Genomic DNA, 20,503 nt, shown 5'->3' on the forward strand with positions numbered 1-20,503 from the left:
TGCGGGGCGCGCCGATGGGTCAGGGCCGCCCGCCCGACCCGGATCGGTGCGGCGAGCGAATGACCAGAACGGCCTGCACAGGCACGTCGTCGAGCGCGGTGTAGGTGTGGGGTACATCACTGACCCAGCTAGCCGATTCGCCCGTGGCCAGCTCCACCTCCTCGCCGGCGCGCCCGACGGCCGCCCGGCCCGAGGTCACGAGCAGGTGCTCGACGACACCATGCCCATGCGGAGCGGAACGATGCCGTGCGCCCGCGCCGAGCTGCAGGCGGTAGACCTCGACGGTGCCGTGTTCGCCTCCGGTGACGTCGAGCAGGCTGGCGGCGATCCCTGCTGCCGCGATGCGCGTTCCGGGGCGGCCGTCGAGCAGCGTCGCCAGCGGCAGTCCCAACGCGTCGGCGATCGCGTACAGCGTGCCCAGCGTCGGGTTGCGCACGCCGTTCTCGATCTCTGACAGCGATCCCTTGCCGATGCCCGCCGCGGCCGCCAGCGCGGCGAGCGAAAGACCGCTCGCCCGTCGCTCGGCGCGCACCCGCGCGCCCACCATGACCGACACGCCGTCCACGCCCCAACCATAGCCAGGGTTCTTCAAACAGAACGCGTGAGCTAGGGTTCTGTTTATGGAACTCGGCAAGCCGATTCACGCGGGCATAAGCATCGCGCTGGTGGGATACACCAGCGCGTTCGCCGTCGTTTTGGCGGGGTTGCAGGCGGTGGGCGCCTCACCGCAGCAGGCCACCTCGGGGCTGGCGGCGCTATGCGTCACTCTTGGGATTGGAACGCTGTGGCTGAGCCTGCGGCACCGGGTTCCGATCACGCTAGCCTGGTCGACGCCGGGCGCCGCAGTGCTGGTCAGCGCGGGAGCGCCGCACGGTGGGTGGCCGGCTGCCGTCGGGGGGTTTCTGCTAGCCGGGGCTCTGATGATGCTGACCGGTGCTTGGCCGCGGTTGGGTGGGCTAATCACCGCGATCCCGGCACCGATCGCGCAGGCGATGCTCGCCGGCGTGGTGTTGCACCTATGCCTGATTCCAGTCCATGGGCTGGCTTCGCACCCCTGGCAGGTGGCGCCGATCCTGCTGACCTGGCTGGCGTTCGCCAGGTTCGCCACCCGATGGGCGGTACCGGCGGCCTTCGTGGTCACGCTAATCGTGGTCCCGCTCAGCCATCACACCGGCCTATCGGGGCCGTTGCTCCCACACCCGGTTTCGACGATGCCGCAGCTGAGCTGGGCGGCGGTTGTTGGCATCGCGCTGCCCCTCTACATCGTTACGATGGCCGCCCAGAACGTTCCCGGTATCGCGATCATGGGCTCCTATGGCTACCAAATACCGTGGCGGGAGTCGATGACGGTCACCGGCCTCGGCACACTTGCCGCCGCCCCCTTCGGCGGGCACTCGATCAACCTAGCCGCCATCAGCGCAGCCGTTCCGGCGTCCCCCGAAGCGCACCGCGATCCGGCGCGGCGGTGGCCGGCGGCGACCACCTTCGGCGCCGTCTACCTGGTGTTGGCCGCGCTGACCAACACGCTGACCACGTTCGTCGCGGCCGCACCCGCCGAGGTAATCGGCGCGGTCGCCGGGCTCGGGCTGCTTCCCACCCTGGGCTCGTCGCTGGCGGCGGCGATGTCGGGCCCAGCGGATCTCGCGGGGCGGGCCCCGGCGGCGATCACGTTCGTTGTCGCCGCCTCGGCGGTAAGCCTGGCCGGGGCCGGCGCGGCGTTCTGGGCGCTGGCCGCGGGTCTTGTGGTACATGCGGTGTTGCGACCGGCCCGGAACCTAAACTCGGCGACGGCGACGGCGACGGCGACGGCGACGGCCTAACGAAGCGGACCGGCCTCAAGCACATGTTGGGCCCGCTTGTCCGTGGACAAGCAGAGGGAACAGATGTGCGCATCATGGGCCTCGCAGGCCAACATGTCCGGCCGTTCGAAATCGTGCTGGCAGACATGGCAATTCAGCGGTTCGGCTGAGGGGTTACCGTGCTCGTCATACATGGGCAGATCGATGCCGTCGTGCGCGCGGCGGAGGTAGTACTTGCCCTTGGTTGCGATTGCCAGAACCGGCGGCATCACCAACGCGACGACGATTGCCACCAGAGGCGAATAGGGTTGCAGTGCCGCACCCAGACCGCCGAAGAAGGTGGCGATCGACAGCCCCGCGGCCAACACCAGCGACCCGAAGCCGACCGGGTTGACGGCATACAACATGCCGCGGCGGAATTCGGGGGTCTTCGGCGAAAGCCCGAGCAGGTACTTGTTGAAGACGATGTCAGACGCCACCGCTACCACCCACGCCATACCACAGTTGGCGTAGAACCCCAGGACCGTGTTCAGGAAGTCAAACATGTTGGCTTCCATGAGGATCAACGCGATCGCGAGGTTGGCCCCAAGGAACACCACTCGCCCGGGATAGTGCTTGGTGACGCGCGTGAACGAATTGGTCCACGCCAGAGAGCCCGAATACGCGTTCGTCACGTTGATCTTGATTTGGCTGAGGACCACCAGGATCACGGCGAGTGTCAACGCCAGCCAACCCGGCATGAAGTTGCGGTAGATCTGCATGAATTGGTGCACCGGTTGGTTGGCGATTGCCGACGAACCGGGGATGTTGGAGATCAGATAGACCGCCAGGAACAGGCCGATGATCTGTTTGATCGCGCCAAAGGCAACCCAGCCGGGGCCGGCTAGCAGCGTCCAGGTCCACCACCTACGCGAGTTTTCCGGCGTTCGCGGTGGCATGAAGCGCAGGTAGTCAATCTGTTCGGCGATCTGAGCGATGAGCGACAGGCACACTCCCGCCGCCAACAGGACGGAGCCGATGTTGAGGCCGCCACGACCGTTGGTGCCGGCGTAGGAGACGAACTGCCCGATTGACTCGGGATGGCTGACTACCAGGTAGCCAAATGGGGCTGCCATCAGGAACAACCACAGCGGGGTGGTCCAAAGTTGTAGCTGTGACAAGACTTTCATCCCGTAGATCACTAGCGGGAAGATGATCAGGGTCGAGCAAGCGTAGCCCGCCCACAGCGGGACATGCAGGCCCAGCTGGAGGCCCTGAGCCATGATCGAGCCCTCAAGGGCGAAGAAGATGAACGTGAACGTGGCAAAGATCACGTTGGTGACGACCGAGCCGTAGTAGCCGAAACCGCTACCGCGGGTAATCAGATCCAGGTCGATGTTGTAACGCGCTGCGTAATAGGCCAGTGGCAATCCGGTCGCGAAGACCACGACAGCGAAGATCACGATTGCGCACAACGCGTTCGCGGTACCCCAGGTGATGCCGACATTGGCGCCGATCGCGAAGTCGGCGAGGTAGGCGATGCCGCCGAGAGCCGAGATTCCCACCACCGCCGGGGACCATCTCCGATAGCTCCGCGGCGCTAAGCGCAGCGTGTAATCCTCCAGCGTCTCCCTGGTGGCCCTAGCTCTGTCGTGGTCGGCTGCGGCTGCGCTTTCGATGTCTGGTGCGATGCCCTGCATCAACCCTCCTCAGCGCAAACAGAAGTCGAAGTTGGCCCGAGCCCCTGCTAGCGTGTCCGAACACTTCCGGTCCGGTGACATGGTGAAAGTGCGGTTCATCGCTGCGCATTCGGTGAATTGATACGCGTTCGGCTGCGTTGGCGAGCGGCGCGACTGACGGGCGGGTCCGGCGTCAGCTTAAGGCCGTGGTGAGCGGTGTGCCAGTCGAAAGCGGTCGCGCTTGGCCGGCGGCGGCCCGCGTTAGATCTTGCTGGCGACGAAACTTGCTGCCTGGTTGGTCAACCCGGGAACGTAGCCCATGTGGGCTCGCCACCGGTTGCCGTCCGAGCAGATCGGGTCGCCATCGTTGCAGAGGTTGATGGTCTTGGACCCGAATTGGGGGGTCAGGGCGCTCATTAGTCCGCCAGCCCGGCCCGAAGGATTTCCGAAAAGGGCGATCGCGGCGATGTGATCGTCGTCTGCGGCCGGTAACGGCTGCGTGAACCCGAGGCCGGGCAGTGGCGCCGCAGCGACGATGTCGATCACGGCGGCACCCTGGGAGTACCCGCCGAGCACCAGTTTCGTGGCGGGGCATGTGTTGGCCATTTGCTGAATGTGGTCGCTGGCGTCGTTCGCGCCGTCAGCGGCGGCCAGGAAGTCCTTGTTGGCCGGGTAGATCACCCCGTACGTCCCGATGCTCTTGTTGGTCTGCTGGCGCAGCGAGCTGACGAAAGCCTGGCCTACCCGGCCGATGCCCGGCGGCTCTCCGGTTCCGCGGGCAAACACCACCTCGACGTCCGGGCACGCCGCCGATGCCAGTGGCGCGAGCGCGGGGGTAAGCAACAGCGCGGCCGCCGCGAGTGCGGCGGCCGCCAGGCTGGCGAGGCGGTATGCGGGACGTGCTCGCCGGCGGCCCGAACGCGTCAGTGGGCGGGGGGTTACCCCGATGAGCCTCATGACGCGATTTTACGGGCTTACTGACAACGCGTCAGTGAACGCGCACCATCGACCCGTGCGCCTGCCCCGCGGTGCCGGGGATCTGAAGGACAGACCCGGGCAGCTGCGGGACGGGTCCGGGCATATGCGGCGCGGACGCGGCCAGGAGCCTGCTCGCGACGAAACTGGCCGCCTTTGTGGTGTAGGCGGGGATGTAGCCCTCGGTGTGGCCGCTCCACTCGTTGCCAGGTCCCGCGTGGCAGATCGGGTCGGTGGGATTGCACAGGTCAATAGCTTTGGAGCCGAACAGTGGGCTCAGACTCGGCAGCGATCCGCCGGCGCGGTTGGCCGGGTTGCCGAAGACCGCGATCGCCGCCACGTTGGCTGCGTATTCGGCGGGTAGCGGACTACCAAAGCTGATGCCTCCCAGAGGAACCCCCGCCACGATGTCCATCACATCCGCGCCCTGTGAGTAACCGCCCAGGACCAGCTTGGTGTTCGGGCAGGACGAGGCCATCGACTTGATGTGGGAGATGGTGTCGTTGGCGCCGTCTCCCCCGTGTAGCTGCAGGCGGCTGGCGGCGTAGTTAACCGCGTACACCCCGATGTTCATTCCGGTCTGCTGGCGCAGCGAGTCGACGAAAGCCCCCCCGACGCGGCCGATGCCGGGCGGCTCACTGGTGCCGCGGGCGAAGGTGACTTCGGCCTCCGGGCAGTCGCTGGCGGCGGCTACCGGTGCCGCGACGGTACCCGGACCGACAAGCAGCACGACGGCGGCGATCAATGCAGCAACGCCCAACCCGGCCCAGCGAGCCGCCCGCAGGAATATCGGGTGATTGTGCACCTCGAAACTTTACCCACGGCCCAGCCGGACCAAACGTTCATGCCTGTGGATGAACGGTGAAAATGATCCCAGGCGCGGCCTATGGTAGCCAGAAATCATCGGGTCACCGTGGGAGAGCCAGTGCCGAGCGCAGCGACAAACTGGCTGCACGTCAGCGGGTACCGGTTTCTGGTGCGTCGTATTGAGTGCGCGTTGCTGTTCGGCGATATCCCAGCCGCAAACGCAACGTTGCGCGCTCGTACCGCGTCCCTAGCCGTCGGGTGTGTGCTGGCGATCATCGCGATGACGGGATGCGCATTTGTGGCTCTGTTGCGGCCACAGCTGGCGCTCGGTCAGGCGACGATTGTGATGGGTCGCGAATCCGGGGCGCTTTACGTGCGAGTGGGCGATACCTGGCATCCAGTGCTGAACCTGGCCTCGGCGCGATTGATCGCGGCGACCAACGCCAACCCGCAACCGGTGCGCGATTCCGAACTGGGCCGCACCAAACGCGGTCCACTGCTCGGCATTTCGGGTGCGCCGCAGTTGCTCGCCCCGCCGCTATCGGCTTTGGAATCGGTATGGACGATCTGCGATAGCGACGATGGCGGGTCCACGACTGTCGTCGTCGGGCCCGGCAACGATTCGTCCGGACATCGACTGGCTGCCGAACAGACCATCCTGGTGGCACCCGAATTCGGTTCGCCTGCCTATCTGCTCTATGACGGCCGGCGGGCCGTGGTGGATCTCGCTGACCCCGCGGTTGTGTGGGCCCTGCGGCTGGGGGGCCGGGTACCGCATGTCGTCGCGCAATCTTTGCTCAACGCCGTCCCGGAGGCACCGCCTATCACGGTTCCCCGAATTCGTGGGGCCGGTCGGGCATCGACGGCGTTGCCCGGATTTCCGGTCGGCACTGTGGTGCGTATCACCCGCTCTTACGGTGATGAGCTTTACGCGGTGCTGGACGCCGGGGTGCAGCGAATCGGCCAGGTCGCCGCGGATCTGTTGAGGTTCGGCGGCTCGCAGCTCAGCGCCAACGTCAGCGCCGTGGCCCCCGATGTGATCCGCGCCACTCCGACCGTGGCCACGCTGCCGGTGTCGACCTATCCCGACAGGGTGCCAACACCGTTGAACGGCCGGTCGGGAAATGCGGCCAGCACGCTGTGCGTGGCCTGGACTCCCGCACGGTCAGGTGCCGCTCGCATCGCGTTCTTGGCGGGCAACGGTCCACCGGTGCCCGCCGGACAGGTGCCGGTGACGCTGTCGCAAGCCGACGGCCACGGCCCGGCACTGGACGCGGTCTACGTCCCGCCGGGCCGCAGCGCCTACATCGTTTCGCGCAGTCTTTCCGGCGGCGGCACCGGCACGCGCTATCTCGTCACCGACACCGGGGTGCGGTTCGCGATCCACGACGACGACGCGGCACACGACCTCGGTCTACCTGCGGCTGCGGCCCCGGCGCCGTGGCCGGTGCTGGCGATACTGCCGTGCGGACCCGAACTGAGTAGGGCGAACGCGTCAGTCGCCCGCGATACCGTCGCGCCGGGGCCGTAGCCGGCGTCGCGCGGTCAGGGTCGCCACCAGCGCGACCAGGCAGATCGCCGCACCGGCGAAGGCGGTATGTGGGGTCCGGCGATCGGGTGGGCCGGGCGTGGGCCGCGTGACGATCGGCACCGCCACGGGCGTGGGACCGGTCCTTGTGGTGCCGTTCTGCGGAATGGGGTCGGTGCTGAGGGCGGCCAGCGCATCGACCGTGCCGTTGCCGACCAGCGGATCCCATCCGGCGGGTGGCCGATGCGCGGTGGATTCGATGCGCTGCATCACCTGCCGCGCAGTCAATGCCGGGAAGCGGGCCCGGACCAGGGCGGCCACTCCGCTGACGACCGGCGCCGCGTAGCTGGTTCCGGACAGATCCGAACCATGCTGTCCGCCAAGCCTATTCACGATCCCGTCGCCGACCGGGCTGAGCGAGGTCACCCCCTCGCCGGCGGCGGCGACATCCAACCAGGGGCCGGCGAGAGTGAATGCCGACGGTGCGCCTTCGGCGTTCACCGAACCGACGGTCAACACGTACTCGTCGTACCAGGCCGGACTCACCGCGACGGTGACGCTGTCCCGGGTTGCACCGGACCGCTGCGGCGGACACTGCGCGGTTCCGCCGGTGTTGCCGGCCGCAGCCACCACGACGGCGTTCTTGACGTCGACCGCATAGGCCAGTGCGGCACCCAGCGCGCGGTCGTCCAGCGCAGCCGCGACCGGAACGCAGGCAACCGACGAAATGTTGATCACCGACGCGCCGAGATCGGCGGCCGTGCGCACGGCCTTCGCCATGGTGTCGACGTCACCAACCCCTGTGCTGGACGGCTTGCCGACCGGGGCGAACTTGGCGCTGGACTGCCGGATGCTGATCAAGGTGACGTCGGGTGCCACTCCGATGAAACTGTCGTTCTTCAAATCGGGTGCGGCCGCGATGATTCCGGCTACCAGGGTGCCGTGTGCATCGCAATCCGCTGTGCCGTCTCCGCTGAAAACATAGTCACCTCCGCCAACCAGGTTTGGCAGTCGTCGATGTCGCGTAACGCCGGTGTCGATGACCGCGACCCGCTGGCCGGCGCCCCGGGTGAATTGCCAGACCTGGTCGAGGTCGGCGAGTTGGGGCAGCGGCTCGGCTCGGCCGGAATCCGGTCCCGAATCGGTCGTGACGACCGTGCACACCTCGCGTTGCACGGTCGGGGTTGGCGGTGCCGGCCGTGCGGGTTCGGGCAGCCATCTTTCGTCAATCGGCGGCGGCGAAACCGCATGGGAAGTAGGTGCTCCCCACCCGGACAGCGTTATCAGCGCCGTTACCACCAGCAGGCGCGCGACGCGTGACGTGGTCACGACCAGCTCAGGTCAAGGCCGCGAACGGCGCTGAAGGCACCGCAGATCCAGCAGGTCAGGGGAACCATTGCGATCAGCGCCAGACACTCCAGCAGCTCGACGCCTCGGCGGGCGATGGGGGAGAGCGAGATCGCGGGAGCCACGAAGCCCAGAAACATCGCCGCGGCGGCCAGCACCGCGGTCAGCGCGGCGATCCACGGCCCGTGCTGCGCTCCACGATCCGCGGCGACGGCAGATGCCGTTGCGATGGTGGTGATTCCGCTGATGGCAAACACAAGTAGCCTTGTCCCATCTGCGCACCGCGCCCGTAGCAGCAGCAGCGCACCGGTGACCGCGGCCAACGTGATGCGGTTGAAACCCGGCGTGCCGGTGCCGTCGGCCGCGAGCACGGCGCAGATGGCACCAATGGCCGCCGACGACGAGAAGGCGGCCAGCAGGCTCGTCAACCAGTGGTCGGCACGGATCGCTCTGGTGGACAGGCGGTCCGCGGCGGGCAGGGCATCAGTGTCGCCGAGGTTGGGCAACGGCGGCAGTCTTGGCGACAAGCCGGCCAAATCGATTGACATCCGCGCGGACACCTCCAACAGGCCCAGGGATGCCAGCGCGGCCAGCGAGCCGATCGCGCTCAGTGGGGCCGCGGTGATCGCACCGACCAGCGCGGTGGCGGCGATGACCACCGCGAAGCACGCCACCGCGGTCAATGTGGTACCGCCACAACCTGTTGCGCGCATCGCCAGCACCGATGTGACGGCCGCCGCCATTGCGGCCAATAGCACACCGTGCACACCGGGGGCCCCGGGCACCGCCAGCAGGCCGGCAACCGCGGCGAATGAGACGGCGATGATGCTCAGCGTGAGCCCGGCGATCGGGTCCAGAACTGCCCGGTGTGCAATCACCGCGAACAGCAAGGCAACGAAACCGGCCACCGCCGCGATTGCGACGGTGGCGCCGGGGTAGTGGGTGTCGTTGGTGCTAAGTGCGTTTCGAACCAGCAGCACGGCGCCCCCGGCGGTAATGCAGCTTGCCGCCAGCGCGCCGGTGAGCCGGGTCATGCGCGGGCCGTGCGGCCGGGCCGCGGTGTTGAGGGTCGCGGCCACCGCCTCGGCAGCGTCGTCACAGCGAGGGGCGGGTGGCTGGGTGCCTGACTGGCTCAGCACCAGGACGGCTCCGTCTCGGATACCATCTTGCGCCAGCGTCGTTGCGCTTGGCAGCGCTGGTGCCCCCGGAGGAGAGAGCTGGTAGCGAGTCGCCGCCGAGCTGGCGCCGCGGTAGTCCAGGATGTCGACGATCGACGGGATCAGGGTGGCGACGGGCACCACGGCGGGCAGCGCCAGGTCGACGGCCCGGGGGCCGGCATGCACGGTGACACGGCGCAGTTCCGGATCGGGCGCGGACATTTTCCCCTCCCAGATTGTCCCTGGGTAAATCGGATCACCGGCACGGTAGCCGGGTTTCGATCGCCCGGTATCCCGTTGTCCACAGGCGACTTGCGGCCAACTCCGTGGCTGCTTAGCGTCGCCCAGCATGACTTTGGGGCCGGCGTACGCGACCGCGGACATCCTGGTTGCCGCGCCGCCCGAGTTGCCGCGGTCTGAACCGTCCAGCCTGCTGGTACGCCTGCTTCCGGTTGTCATGTCCGCGGCGACCTTGGGCGTCATGGCGACGGTGCTGCTGTCGGGCTCGCCGGCCACCCGCCACCCCACCTTTCTGGCCTTCCCGATGATGATGCTGGTCGCGCTGGTGATGACTGCGGTAGCCGGACGCGGCCGGCGGCGCGGATTCGGGATCGACACCGACCGTGCCGACTACCTCGGGTATCTGTGTGGCTTGCGCGGATCTGTCATCGAAACCGCTGCAGCACAACACTTATCACTGAACTGGACGCATCCCGATCCCGCCACCTTGTGGACGTTGATCGGTGGGCCGCGAATGTGGGAGCGGCGACCGGACGAATCCGACTTCTGTCGCATCCGCGTCGGCGTTGGAACCCAGCCTCTGGCCACCCGCTTGGTGGTCCCGCAGCTTCCGCCCGTGCAGCGCTCGGATCCGGTCACCGTCACCGCGTTGCGCCGCTTCCTCAACGCGCACTCGACGATCGACGACGCACCCGTCGCCATCGGGTTGGCGGGGGTTGGGCCGGTCGTGATCGACGGCGACGTGACCCGAGTACGCGGGCTGCTGCGGGCGATGATCTGCCAGCTCGCCGTACTGCACTCCCCGGAGGAGTTGCTGATCGCCGGCGTGATCAGTGACTGGAGCCGCGCTTGCTGGGAGTGGCTGAAATGGCTGCCGCACAACCAACATCCGAGCAGCAGCGATGCCGTGGGGCCCGCCCGGATGGTGTATGCGACACCCGCGGAGGCGCAACGGGCGCTCGCCGGGACGGCGGTGCCGCATGTGGTGGTGATCGTCGACGCGGACCAGCGCGCAGGCGGTGCGATCACCGGCGTGACCACCCTTGAGGTGGGCGCCGGACGCAATAGCACACCGTTAGTGATCCGATACTCCGGTGAAGCGGAAACGCTGGCGTGTCCGGACCAGATGGATCCCGAAGACGCGCTGGCCTGCGCCCGCCGGCTGGCCGCCTACCGGGTCGGGCCGTCGGGTCGCGGTATCAGCCGCGGCTTGGGTTGGGCGGATCTGGCCGGCATCGGTGAGGTGGCCGCTTTCGATCCGGACACCTTGTGGCACAACACAAGCCACCACGATCGGCTTCGTGTCCCAATCGGAGCCACGCCCGCTGGCGCACCCGTGGAGCTGGACATCAAGGAACCCGCGGAGCGGGGCATGGGCCCACATGGGCTGTGCGTCGGCGCCACCGGATCAGGCAAATCGGAGCTGTTGCGCACCGTCGCGCTGGGCATGATGGCACGGAACTCGCCGGAAGTCCTCAACCTCCTTCTGGTCGACTTCAAGGGCGGTGCGACATTTCTCGACCTCGCGCAGGCCCCACACGTGGCGGCGGTCATCACCAACCTCGCCGATGAAGCACCACTGGTCGCACGGATGCGAGATGCACTGGCCGGAGAGATGAACCGTCGGCAACAGGTGCTGCGGGCGGCGGGCAACTTCGTCAGTGTCGCCGCGTACGAGCTGGCACGCCGAACGGGTGCGCGATTGCCCTGCCTGCCGACGTTGTTCATCATCGTCGACGAGTTCTCCGAATTACTCAGCCAATATCCCGACTTCGCGGACGTGTTCCTCGCGATCGGCCGGGTCGGCCGGTCGCTGGGCATGCACTTGTTGCTGGCCAGCCAGCGGCTCGACGAGGGCCGGCTGCGTGGACTGGACGCGCACCTGTCCTATCGCATGTGTCTGAAGACGCTGTCGGCCAGTGAGTCACGCAACGTGCTCGGGACGCTGGACGCGTATCAACTGCCCGGCACGCCCGGTGCGGGGTTGCTGCAATCGGGAGCCGGCGAGCTGATCCGATTTCAGACCGCCTTCGTTTCCGGGCCGCTTCGACGGGCGAGCGCGTCAGCGGTCCGCGCGGTGCCCCTGCCGGCGGTGCGGCCGTTCACCACGCGCGCCGTGGAGCCGGTCACGGCTGGCGCCGGCGGGTCGGCCGGGGGGCGGACGGATAGCGTCTTGCGCGCGGTCCTGGACCGGTTGGCCGGTCGGGGGCCGGCCGCGCATCAGGTTTGGTTGCCGCCGCTGGACACGTCGCCGAGGCTGGGTGCATTGCTGCGGGACGGCGGTCCCGTGCAGGGTCAGCTGGCCGTGCCGATCGGCGTCGTCGATCGGCCGTTCGAGCAGTCCCGCACGCCGCTGACGGTCGACCTATCCGCATCCGCAGGCAATGTCGCGGTCGTGGGTGCACCGCAAACGGGCAAGTCGACCGCATTGCGCACGCTGATCTTGGCGTTGGCCGCCAGCCACGGTCCGGGCCGGGTGCAGTTCTATTGTCTGGACTTCGGCGGTGGAGCGCTGGCCGGGGTGGGCGAACTGCCGCATGTGGGTGCCGTCGCCGGCAGGGCCGAGCCGCGACTGGTCTGGCGGATGGTCGCCGAGCTGGAATCGGTCGTGCGATCGCGGGAAGCGTACTTCCGCGACCACGGCATCGACTCGATCGCGCGGTACCGCCAGCTGCGCGCAACGTCAGAGGCTGACGTGTTCGGGGACGTGTTTCTGGTCATCGACGGCTGGGCAAGCCTGCGCCATGAGTACGAGGCCCTCGAGGAGTCGATCACTGCCCTTGCAGTTCAAGGGCTTTCGTTCGGCGTACATGTGGTGCTATCGGCATCCCGCTGGGCGGAGGTCAGGCCGGCGCTGCGGGATCAGATCGGCACCCGAATCGAGTTGCGGCTGGGTGATCCCGCGGATTCCGAACTGGACCGCAGACAGGCACAGCAGGTACCCCGCAACAGACCAGGCCGCGGCCTCTCCCGAGACGGGCTGCACATGCTGATCGCCCTACCCGACCTGGATGGGGTGGAGCCGCGGTGCGGCCCCGGTGAATCGGTGGCCCCGCCGATACCGCTGCTGCCTCAGCGGGTGGACTGCGACAGCGTCGTGGCCCAAGCCGGTGACGAACACGGTGCGGGCGTTCTGCTCGGCCTCGAGGAGCGTCGGCTGCAGCCGGTCGCCGTTGACTTCGAGCGGCATCCGCATCTGCTGGTTCTGGGCGACAACGAATGCGGAAAGACGTCCGCGCTGCGGACCCTGTGTCGCGAGATCGTCCGGACCAACACCGCTGCGCGCGCCAAACTGCTCATCGTCGACTTCCGACGTACCCTGCTGGGCGTCATCGAGTCGGAACATCTTGGCGGCTATGCCATGTCGGCGATGGCGCTGGATGCCTTGCTGCCGAGTCTGGTCGAGCTGCTGCGGGTGCGGATGCCCGCTCCGGATGTGAGCCAGGCGCAGCTGCGATCCAGGTCCTGGTGGTCCGGTCCGGACATCTATGTCATCGTCGACGACTACGATATGGTTGCCACCTCGTCGGGCAACCCACTGTCGATCTTGCTCGAATACTTGCCGCAAGCAAGAGATCTTGGCCTGCACCTGATCGTGGCACGGCGCAGCGGGGGCGCCGCTCGGGCACTGTTCGAGCCGGTGCTTGCCAGCCTGGGTGACCTGGGCTGCCCGGTGTTACTGATGAGCGGACGCCCGGAGGACGGCGCTCTGTTCGGGTCGACCCGCTCCACGCCGCTGCCACCGGGTCGGGGCATCCTGGTCACCCGCACCGGTGACGAGCAACTGGTTCAGGTCGCCTGGAGCCCACCCCGATGAACCCACATCGCGCGGTGATCGAGGCTGGGCCGGGTGCTATTCGCAGATTATGTTGTGACACAAGTGGGTTCGTCAACACAGAGTTGTCCGGGACCGCGCTGGGCGCGATCGACGACGAGGTGGCGCTGCTGGACGAGCGGCCCGTTGCCGTGGATTCGCTATGGTCGGAGGCGTTGCGGCCATTGGGCTGCGATCATCGCGACGGCCTGCTCGTCGTGCATCCGTCGTGGTGGTCGGCGTCGCGGGTCGGTGTTCTCACCGCGGCCGCGCGCACGGTGGCCGCGGATGTCGTCGTGCACCCGCGGTCGTGGCTGCTGAGGCGGGCGGCATCGGATGGGGCAGCGGACGCGACGGTGGTGGAGATCGCCGACCGGCTGGTGATGGTCGCCGGCCCCGAGGTCGTCGCCCTAGCGCGCCGGACGGAAGCCGAGCCGGTTGCCGAGGAGGTCGCGCGAGTCGTTGCCGGAATGGCGCGGGGCACCACGAGGGTGGTGCTGCTCGACGGGCCGAGCGCGGTCGCCGGGGCGCAGTCGCTCGCGACATTGATCGCCGATGCGGTGCGGGACACCGGTACCGACGTGGTGGAAATCGATGACGCTTCGCTGGCGCGATTGGCCGGAACCGCCCAGCCGGCCCGCGATGAGCCCGCTGCGCCTTCGGCGTCGCGGCCCGCCGCTCGGATGCGGGTGCTGACGTTCGCCCGGCTGGCGGCCGGCGGTGTCGTGCTGGCGGTACTGACGCTGCCGGCCGTGAGCCGCCATGGTGGGACGCCCGTACAGACAGCGCCGACGACATTTCTGGTAGACGGCCGGGTGGCGTTGACGGTTCCGGCGAATTGGCCCGCACGGCGGGTGGTCTCCGGTCCCGGTTCGGCGCGGGTGCAGGTCACCTCGCCGTTCGATCCCGAGGTGGCGTTGCACGTCACGCAATCGCCGGTTCCCGGCGAGACGCTGACCGGCACCGCGCAGCGGTTGCAGCGGGTGATCGACGCGGCACCGGGCGGGGTGTTCGTCGACTTCAACCCCGCCGACATCAGCGCCGGCCGGCCAGCGGTGACCTATCGCGAGGTCCGCGCCCGACATCAGGTGCGGTGGACGGTCTTGCTCGACGGGACGGTCCGGATCAGCATCGGTTGCCAGACCGGGCCCGGCGCCGAGGACGCCATTCGCGCCGCGTGTGAGCAGGCCGTGCGATCCGCCCACGCCGTTGGTTGAACCGGGCATGAGCCGATTCGGAGGGAACCAAAAGAGGCTGGCGTCGGTCGTACTTGATATCAGCTCGGTGATCGGGAAGGGGAACAGGTGAGCACACCGAACACGCTGAGCGCCGACTTTGACCTGATGCGTTCGGTCGCGGGCAGCACGGACACCCGCAACGAGGAGATCCGGGCGATGCTGCAGGCATTCATCGGCCGCATGAGCGCTCTGCCGCCGTCGGTGTGGGGTGGGCTCGCGGCGGTGCGGTTCAAGGACGTGGTGGATCGCTGGAACGCCGAGTCGACGAGGCTCTACCACGTCCTGCACGCGATCGCCGAAACTATCCGGCACAACGAGGCCGCGCTGCGGGAAGCCGGCCAACACCATGCACATCAGGTCGCCGCCTCCGGCGGCGACCTGTAATCGAGGGGGATCAGCCTTGGATATGAATGCAGACCCGGTGTTGTCGTACAACTTTGACGCAATCGAATACTCCGTTCGCCAGGAGATCCACACCACCTCGGCCCGTTTCAATGCCGCCCTCGAGGAGCTGAGGTCGCAGATCGCGCCGTTGCAGCAGCTCTGGACGCGGGAAGCGGCCGCCGCATACCACGCCGAGCAGCTCAAGTGGCACCAGGCGGCCACCGCGCTCAACGAGATCCTGGTCGACCTGGGAAACGCGGTCCGCGACGGCGCCGACGACGTGGCGCATGCCGACCGGCGGGCGGCCGGGGCCTGGGCGCGCTAGCCGCGGCATCCGGACCGCTCTACAGACCCTGTGTGGTCCCGACAGGGGAGAGCCGTCGGGACCACACAGTTACTGTTGGTGACCGACGGCGAAGACGCGGCGGAAATCAAACAACGTGCCGCGTGGCCCAGCTGGATAGGCGTGCCGCAGTTCGGCTTTCAGCTCGGCGGTGAACTCCTCGGCGTCGTTGGGCGTCAATACGGCTAGCAACGGGCGCAAAGCGGTGCCGCGCATCCATTCCAGCACCGGATCCTCGCCGGCCAGCACATGCCGATAGGTGGTCTCCCAGACGTCGGCCACCATCCCGGCGTCGAGCAGGGCGTCGGCATACGAATCCACGGTGCCGGCCCAGTTCCTATGGTCGACAGCGCTGTGCAATTCGCGGGCCCAGCGCTGGCTGCTTGCGAGCGAGCGCATCAAGGTATAGCCCGGAGCGTCGAAATTGCCGGGTACCTGCACTGCCAGCCAACCGTCGCTGGGCAGCGTCCTCGCCCACCTGCTCATCAGTTCCTGATGGTGCGGAACCCATTGCAGCGCGGCGTTGCTCACCACGACGTCGACGTCTGCGTTGGGTTGCCAGGCGGCGGCATCACCCACCGAGAACGACACGCCCGGCACGTCGGCGGCCGCGGCGATCATCTCCGGGGACGAGTCGATCCCCTCCACCCTGGCATCGGGCCAGCGTCTGGCCAGTAGGCCAGTCAGATACCCCGGCCCGCATCCGATGTCGACTACGTGTCGCGGTGCGATGGCCATGATCCGTGCCGTCAGATCCAGGAATGCGCGGTTTCGTTCGTTTGCGAATCGACCGTACTGTGCAGGATCCCATCGCATCGGCTAACCCTATCCGCCCCTATCGGCTGGCTCGCACCGCCAGTGCGGGCCGACGGACGTTTTGACCTGCACGGATACTCGTCGGTAAGCTGCTCCGTTGGCGTGCGGATAAACCGGGGCCTCGGGTCAACGTCGGTCGCCGAGACCAACCCCGCCGTAGCCGCCTGACCGGCACCCGGGCCACCCCGGGATCCATCGAGAGAAAAGAAGGTAAGCGCTGTGCCTACGTACGCGCCCAAGGCGGGTGACACCACGCGATCGTGGTACGTCATCGACGCCACGGACGTGGTGCTTGGCCGCCTTGCCGTCGCAGCGGCCAACCTGCTGCGCGGCAAGCACAAGCCGACGTTCGCTCCCAACGTCGATGGCGGTGACTTCGTCATCGTTATCAACGCCGACAAGGTCGCCATCAGCGGCGACAAACTGCGAAGCAAGATGGCTTACCGCCACTCGGGATACCCCGGCGGCCTGCACAAGCGCACGATCGGCGAGTTGATGCAACGCCATCCCGACCGCGTGGTGGAGAAAGCGATCGTTGGCATGCTGCCCAAGAACAAGCTCAGCCGCCAGATCCAGCGCAAGCTTCGCGTCTACGCAGGCCCGGAGCATCCACACACCGCCCAGCAGCCGGTTCCGTTCGAGATCAAGCAGGTGGCGCAATGACAGAAACCACCCCGGCTCTGGAAGCCCCAGAAGCCCCGGCAGCTCCCGCCGAGGACACGGCTGCCCCCCATGGTGAATCGTTCGTGCTCGACCGGCCCATCCAGACCGTCGGCCGCCGCAAGGAGGCCGTGGTTCGGGTGCGGCTGGTGCCCGGCACCGGCAAGTTCGATCTCAACGGCCGCAGCCTGGCGGACTACTTCCCGAACAAGGTGCACCAGCAGCTGATCAAGGCTCCCCTGGTCACTGTCGAGCGGGAGGAAAGCTTCGACATCTTTGCCCACCTCAACGGTGGCGGCCCGTCGGGTCAGGCCGGTGCGCTGCGCCTGGGTATCGCCCGGGCATTGATCTTGGCATCGCCAGAGGACCGGCCCGCGCTGAAGAAGGCCGGCTTCTTGACCCGTGATCCACGCGCCACCGAGCGCAAGAAGTACGGCCTGAAGAAGGCCCGCAAGGCGCCGCAGTACAGCAAGCGCTGACATCACTTTTGGGCCGCGAGCGTGCATCGTTGTACGCGTTCTTCGGCGTGTCGGCGGACGAACACGCACGTTCGCGGCCAAAAGTGGGTATGTACACAGCCGTCAACTGTGAAAGGTTTGTCCGCATGGGTCGACTATTCGGCACCGATGGTGTGCGCGGCGTCGCCAATCGTGAGTTGACCGCGGAGCTGGCGCTGGCGCTGGGCGCCGCGGCGGCGCGACGCTTGACGAGGTCGGGCGCACCGGGCCGGCGCATCGCCGTTATTGGTCGCGATCCGCGGGCCAGCGGCGAAATGCTGGAGGCCGCCGTGATCGCCGGCCTGACCAGTGAGGGCGTCGACGCGTTGCGGATCGGGGTGCTCCCGACCCCTGCGGTGGCCTACCTGACCGGCGCCTACGACGCCGACTTCGGGGTGATGATCTCGGCGTCGCACAACCCGATGCCCGACAACGGCATCAAGATCTTCGGGCCCGGCGGCCACAAACTGGACGACGACACCGAGGATCAGATCGAGAACCTGGTCGCGGCTGGACCCGGGTTGCGCCCGGCCGGCGCGGGGATTGGCCGTGTCATCGACGCCGAGGACGCGATGGAACGCTACCTGCGCCACGTGGGCAAGGCCGGCACCATCGGCCTTGACGGCCTGACCGTGGTCGTCGATTGTGCTCATGGCGCGGCGTCGTCGGCGGCCCCGCGCGCGTACCGAGCGGCCGGTGCCCGGGTGATCGCGATCAACGCCGACCCCAATGGGCGCAACATCAACGACGGCTGTGGATCGACTCACCTGGACCCGCTGCGGGCAGCGGTCCTCGCCCACCGCGCCGACCTGGGCCTGGCTCACGATGGAGACGCCGACCGGTGCCTGGCCGTCGACGCCAGCGGTGCACTCGTCGACGGCGACGCCATCATGGTGGTGCTGGCGCTGGCGATGAAAGAGGCCGGTGAACTGGCCTCCGACACGCTGGTCGCCACCGTGATGAGCAACCTCGGGCTGCACCTGGCCATGCGCGCGGCCGGCGTTACCGTGCGTACCACCGGAGTGGGCGACCGCTACGTCTTGGAGGAGTTGCGGGCCGGCGAGTACAGCCTCGGCGGCGAGCAATCCGGTCACATCGTGATGCCCGCGCTGGGCTCCACCGGCGACGGCATCGTCACCGGCCTGCGGTTGATGGCTCGCATGGTGCAGACCGGTTCGTCGCTGTCCGCCCTGGCGTCGGCGATGCAGACGTTGCCGCAGGTGCTGGTTAACGTGGAGGTTGGCGACAAGGCCAGTGCCGCCGCGGCGCCCTCGGTCCAGGCTGCGGTCAGCCAGGCGCAAGCGGAGCTGGGTCACACCGGTCGAATCCTGTTGCGCCCGTCCGGAACCGAGCCGATGATCCGGGTGATGGTGGAGGCGGCCGACGAGGATGTCGCCCGGCGGTTGGCCACCGCTGTCGCAGATGCGGTGAGCACCGCGCGCTAGCCCGACAATGCCGGAACCCCGACGCGGCGCGGGGCGTCCAAGTAGGCATGAGACCCGATAGCCCAATGGGCACCGGCATAGACGTGGCGGCGGTGTATGCGGTTGCCGACCGGTTTTGCGCTGCCGCCGAACTTATCGACGACGCCGTAGGCAATCACCTGGCGAGGCTCGCGTTCGGCGGAGCCTGCGCAGGGCGTGGATACGCCCCGCGCGGCGACGCGTTGCGCCGCGGGCTGGACCGGCTGGCGGGCGAGTTGTCACAGTGGTCGCGGGCGGCCGTCGAGATCGCGGTCGCGCTGCGGGCCGGCGCCAACCGCTATGGCGACGCCGACCGCGATGCCGCTGCGCGGATCGCATGACCGGTGCTGACCGGTGGGACGTCGCCGGACGTCTCGCCGAGGGGCGGCCCGCCGTCGAGCACACGCAAAGCTACGTGCGGGCATGTCAGCTGGTTGGCTACCAACATCCCGACCTGACCTCGCACCCCGCCCAGATCCGCGACTGGTACGACGGCGAAGACGGACTTGACCTGCACACACTCGACGGCGACTGCGCGCGGCTACGGGCTGCGGGCACTGTGCTCACGGAGGCGCTGCGGATCCAGCGCAGCCAGATCGCCGCGCTGGCCGCGGCATGGACGGGATCGGGAGCCGACGCCGCGGGTCACTTTCTGCAGCGTCATTGGGAGGCCGGAAACATAGTGGCCAGCGAGGTCCGCGCGGCGGCCCAACGGTGCGAATCGCTGCGCGACAAGCTATGGCACCTGGTCGACGCCAAGGTCGCGACGGCCATCGCGATTGACGATCGAACTGTGGCGCAGCGGCCGGCATGGTTGGCCGCCGCCGCTGCGGTCACAAGCGGGGTTGCGGATCGGTCCGCGGCCGACGAACTGGTTCGTCAACAGATAACGCCGTACGTGGACAACGATATTCGCGCTGATTGGCTGACCGCGATGCGTTCGACAACGGCCGGGATGGCGGCGTCCTACGACGTGGTCACCGACCGGTTGGCCACCGCCCCGCGACCGCATTTTGAGATTCCGGGCGATCTCGGGCCCAGCCGCCAACCTTTCCTGTCGCCGCTGCCGATTCAACCGCCCGCGGCGGCGGTGGCACCGGCGGCTGCCCTGCCTGCGCCTTCGCCGGAACCAGCGCCGGCGATGCCCCCGCCGCCGGCGATTCCTTCGGATTTGGCAGCCGCGCCGGGTTATGCGTCCACGCCCGCGGGTGCCGGCACTGCCGCTGGTCTTGGCGATGTTGGCGGCGCCGACGGCCTGGGCGGGCTTGCAGGGCTTGCCAGTCGGATCGTCCAGGCGATGGATAGCCTGCTGGGTTCGCCCACCGAACAGCTCGGGGATCCGTTGGCAGCTAACAATCCGCCGGGCGCCCTGGATTTCGACGACGAGGATGCGACCGACGACGCGGACGACAAAGACGATCCCGAGCCGGAAAGAGCTGACGAATCCGAAACTGGCGACGAGTCGGAGGAGCCCGACGCGGCAGCGGTGGCCGAAGAGGCCGAGGAACCTAAGCCCGGGGCTGACATCACCGAGGAGGCCGCAATGGCATCGGTCGGCGAACCGCCGCCGACCGATGTGCCGCCGGTCGCCGAACCGCCGCCGCCGGCTGTGCCGCCGCTGGTGAACGGGTCACCCCCTCACCCACCCTCCGAGGGATCGACCCCATGTGAGATCGCCGCGGATGAGCTTCCGCAGGCAGGGCCGTGACAGGTCAGGAAGGCGGCACCGACCAAGCGGTAGCCCGCAGCCCCGAAAGGCCAGCGCTGAGGACGGCGA

The 20,503-nt window shown here is 68.0% G+C and carries 18 protein-coding genes; 11 read left to right on the forward strand and 7 right to left on the reverse strand.

What is annotated here, in order from left to right:
- Nucleotides 1–19: 19 nt before the first annotated feature.
- The gene (locus tag AADZ55_RS04825) at nucleotides 20–565 is read right to left on the reverse strand and encodes a helix-turn-helix domain-containing protein (RefSeq protein ID WP_242669942.1); all 546 of its coding nucleotides are present in this window, start codon (nucleotides 563–565) and stop codon (nucleotides 20–22) included.
- Between the two features lie 55 nt (nucleotides 566–620).
- On the opposite strand from AADZ55_RS04825, the gene AADZ55_RS04830 reads away from it, so the two are divergent.
- Nucleotides 621–1,820 carry a benzoate/H(+) symporter BenE family transporter gene (locus AADZ55_RS04830; protein ID WP_085323106.1) on the forward strand — a complete coding sequence of 400 codons (1,200 nt, stop codon included), beginning with the start codon at nucleotides 621–623 and terminating at the stop codon, nucleotides 1,818–1,820.
- Here AADZ55_RS04830 and AADZ55_RS04835 read toward each other — a convergent pair.
- From AADZ55_RS04835 to AADZ55_RS04845, 3 genes are all read right to left on the reverse strand, one after another.
- Entirely contained in the window at nucleotides 1,817–3,478 is a 1,662-nt protein-coding gene (locus tag AADZ55_RS04835; RefSeq protein WP_085323107.1) for a purine-cytosine permease family protein, read from the reverse strand. The two genes, AADZ55_RS04830 and AADZ55_RS04835, sit on opposite strands and share 4 nt — an antisense overlap.
- A gap of 240 nt (nucleotides 3,479–3,718) precedes the next feature.
- The gene (locus AADZ55_RS04840) at nucleotides 3,719–4,414 is read right to left on the reverse strand and encodes a cutinase family protein (protein ID WP_085323108.1); all 696 of its coding nucleotides are present in this window, start codon (nucleotides 4,412–4,414) and stop codon (nucleotides 3,719–3,721) included.
- A gap of 31 nt (nucleotides 4,415–4,445) precedes the next feature.
- A complete protein-coding gene (locus tag AADZ55_RS04845; protein ID WP_085323109.1) occupies nucleotides 4,446–5,237 on the reverse strand; it encodes a cutinase family protein in 792 nt (263 codons plus the stop codon).
- A gap of 120 nt (nucleotides 5,238–5,357) precedes the next feature.
- On the opposite strand from AADZ55_RS04845, the gene eccB reads away from it, so the two are divergent.
- Complete coding sequence (gene eccB / locus AADZ55_RS04850; protein ID WP_085323110.1) at nucleotides 5,358–6,770, forward strand: type VII secretion protein EccB; 1,413 nt, start codon at nucleotides 5,358–5,360, stop codon at nucleotides 6,768–6,770.
- Here eccB and mycP read toward each other — a convergent pair.
- Together mycP and eccD are read right to left on the reverse strand one after the other, a co-directional pair.
- Nucleotides 6,735–8,096, reverse strand: coding sequence for a type VII secretion-associated serine protease mycosin (gene mycP, locus AADZ55_RS04855; protein ID WP_085323111.1), 1,362 nt, complete (start codon nucleotides 8,094–8,096; stop codon nucleotides 6,735–6,737). The genes eccB and mycP overlap by 36 nt on opposite strands.
- Nucleotides 8,093–9,493 carry a type VII secretion integral membrane protein EccD gene (gene eccD / locus AADZ55_RS04860; RefSeq protein ID WP_085323112.1) on the reverse strand — a complete coding sequence of 467 codons (1,401 nt, stop codon included), beginning with the start codon at nucleotides 9,491–9,493 and terminating at the stop codon, nucleotides 8,093–8,095. Before eccD ends, mycP begins: the two co-directional genes overlap by 4 nt.
- A 127-nt stretch (nucleotides 9,494–9,620) precedes the next feature.
- On the opposite strand from eccD, the gene eccCa reads away from it, so the two are divergent.
- The 4 genes from eccCa to AADZ55_RS04880 all read left to right on the forward strand — a co-directional run bounded on the left by eccCa (nucleotide 9,621) and on the right by AADZ55_RS04880 (nucleotide 15,272).
- Nucleotides 9,621–13,328, forward strand: a complete 3,708-nt coding sequence (gene eccCa, locus AADZ55_RS04865) for a type VII secretion protein EccCa (RefSeq protein WP_085323113.1) — start codon at nucleotides 9,621–9,623, stop codon at nucleotides 13,326–13,328.
- Nucleotides 13,325–14,542, forward strand: a complete 1,218-nt coding sequence (locus AADZ55_RS04870; RefSeq protein WP_085323114.1) for a type VII secretion-associated protein — start codon at nucleotides 13,325–13,327, stop codon at nucleotides 14,540–14,542. The genes eccCa and AADZ55_RS04870 overlap by 4 nt, the downstream gene beginning before the upstream one ends.
- Nucleotides 14,543–14,629: 87 nt before the next feature.
- Nucleotides 14,630–14,947 carry a WXG100 family type VII secretion target gene (locus tag AADZ55_RS04875; RefSeq protein WP_085323115.1) on the forward strand — a complete coding sequence of 106 codons (318 nt, stop codon included), beginning with the start codon at nucleotides 14,630–14,632 and terminating at the stop codon, nucleotides 14,945–14,947.
- A gap of 22 nt (nucleotides 14,948–14,969) precedes the next feature.
- The gene (locus tag AADZ55_RS04880) at nucleotides 14,970–15,272 is read left to right on the forward strand and encodes a WXG100 family type VII secretion target (protein WP_085323116.1); all 303 of its coding nucleotides are present in this window, start codon (nucleotides 14,970–14,972) and stop codon (nucleotides 15,270–15,272) included.
- A gap of 69 nt (nucleotides 15,273–15,341) precedes the next feature.
- On the opposite strand, the gene AADZ55_RS04885 is transcribed toward AADZ55_RS04880, so the two are convergent.
- Complete coding sequence (locus tag AADZ55_RS04885) at nucleotides 15,342–16,106, reverse strand: trans-aconitate 2-methyltransferase (RefSeq protein WP_085323117.1); 765 nt, start codon at nucleotides 16,104–16,106, stop codon at nucleotides 15,342–15,344.
- A gap of 219 nt (nucleotides 16,107–16,325) precedes the next feature.
- On the opposite strand from AADZ55_RS04885, the gene rplM reads away from it, so the two are divergent.
- The 5 genes from rplM (at nucleotide 16,326) to AADZ55_RS04910 (ending at nucleotide 20,434) form a co-directional block, all read left to right on the forward strand.
- A complete protein-coding gene (gene rplM / locus AADZ55_RS04890) occupies nucleotides 16,326–16,769 on the forward strand; it encodes a 50S ribosomal protein L13 (protein ID WP_085323118.1) in 444 nt (147 codons plus the stop codon).
- Nucleotides 16,766–17,245, forward strand: a complete 480-nt coding sequence (rpsI, locus tag AADZ55_RS04895) for a 30S ribosomal protein S9 (RefSeq protein ID WP_085323119.1) — start codon at nucleotides 16,766–16,768, stop codon at nucleotides 17,243–17,245. The genes rplM and rpsI overlap by 4 nt, the downstream gene beginning before the upstream one ends.
- 125 nt (nucleotides 17,246–17,370) lie before the next feature.
- Nucleotides 17,371–18,708 carry a phosphoglucosamine mutase gene (glmM, locus tag AADZ55_RS04900; protein WP_085323423.1) on the forward strand — a complete coding sequence of 446 codons (1,338 nt, stop codon included), beginning with the start codon at nucleotides 17,371–17,373 and terminating at the stop codon, nucleotides 18,706–18,708.
- A 47-nt stretch (nucleotides 18,709–18,755) separates the two neighbouring features.
- Nucleotides 18,756–19,067, forward strand: coding sequence for a type VII secretion target (locus AADZ55_RS04905; RefSeq protein WP_085323120.1), 312 nt, complete (start codon nucleotides 18,756–18,758; stop codon nucleotides 19,065–19,067).
- Nucleotides 19,064–20,434 (forward strand): hypothetical protein, encoded by a 1,371-nt coding sequence (locus tag AADZ55_RS04910; RefSeq protein ID WP_085323121.1) that lies wholly within the window; start codon nucleotides 19,064–19,066, stop codon nucleotides 20,432–20,434. Before AADZ55_RS04905 ends, AADZ55_RS04910 begins: the two co-directional genes overlap by 4 nt.
- Nucleotides 20,435–20,503: the final 69 nt, after the last annotated feature.

It is taken from the genome of Mycobacterium decipiens (assembly GCF_963853665.1).
GTDB lineage: Bacteria > Actinomycetota > Actinomycetes > Mycobacteriales > Mycobacteriaceae > Mycobacterium > Mycobacterium decipiens.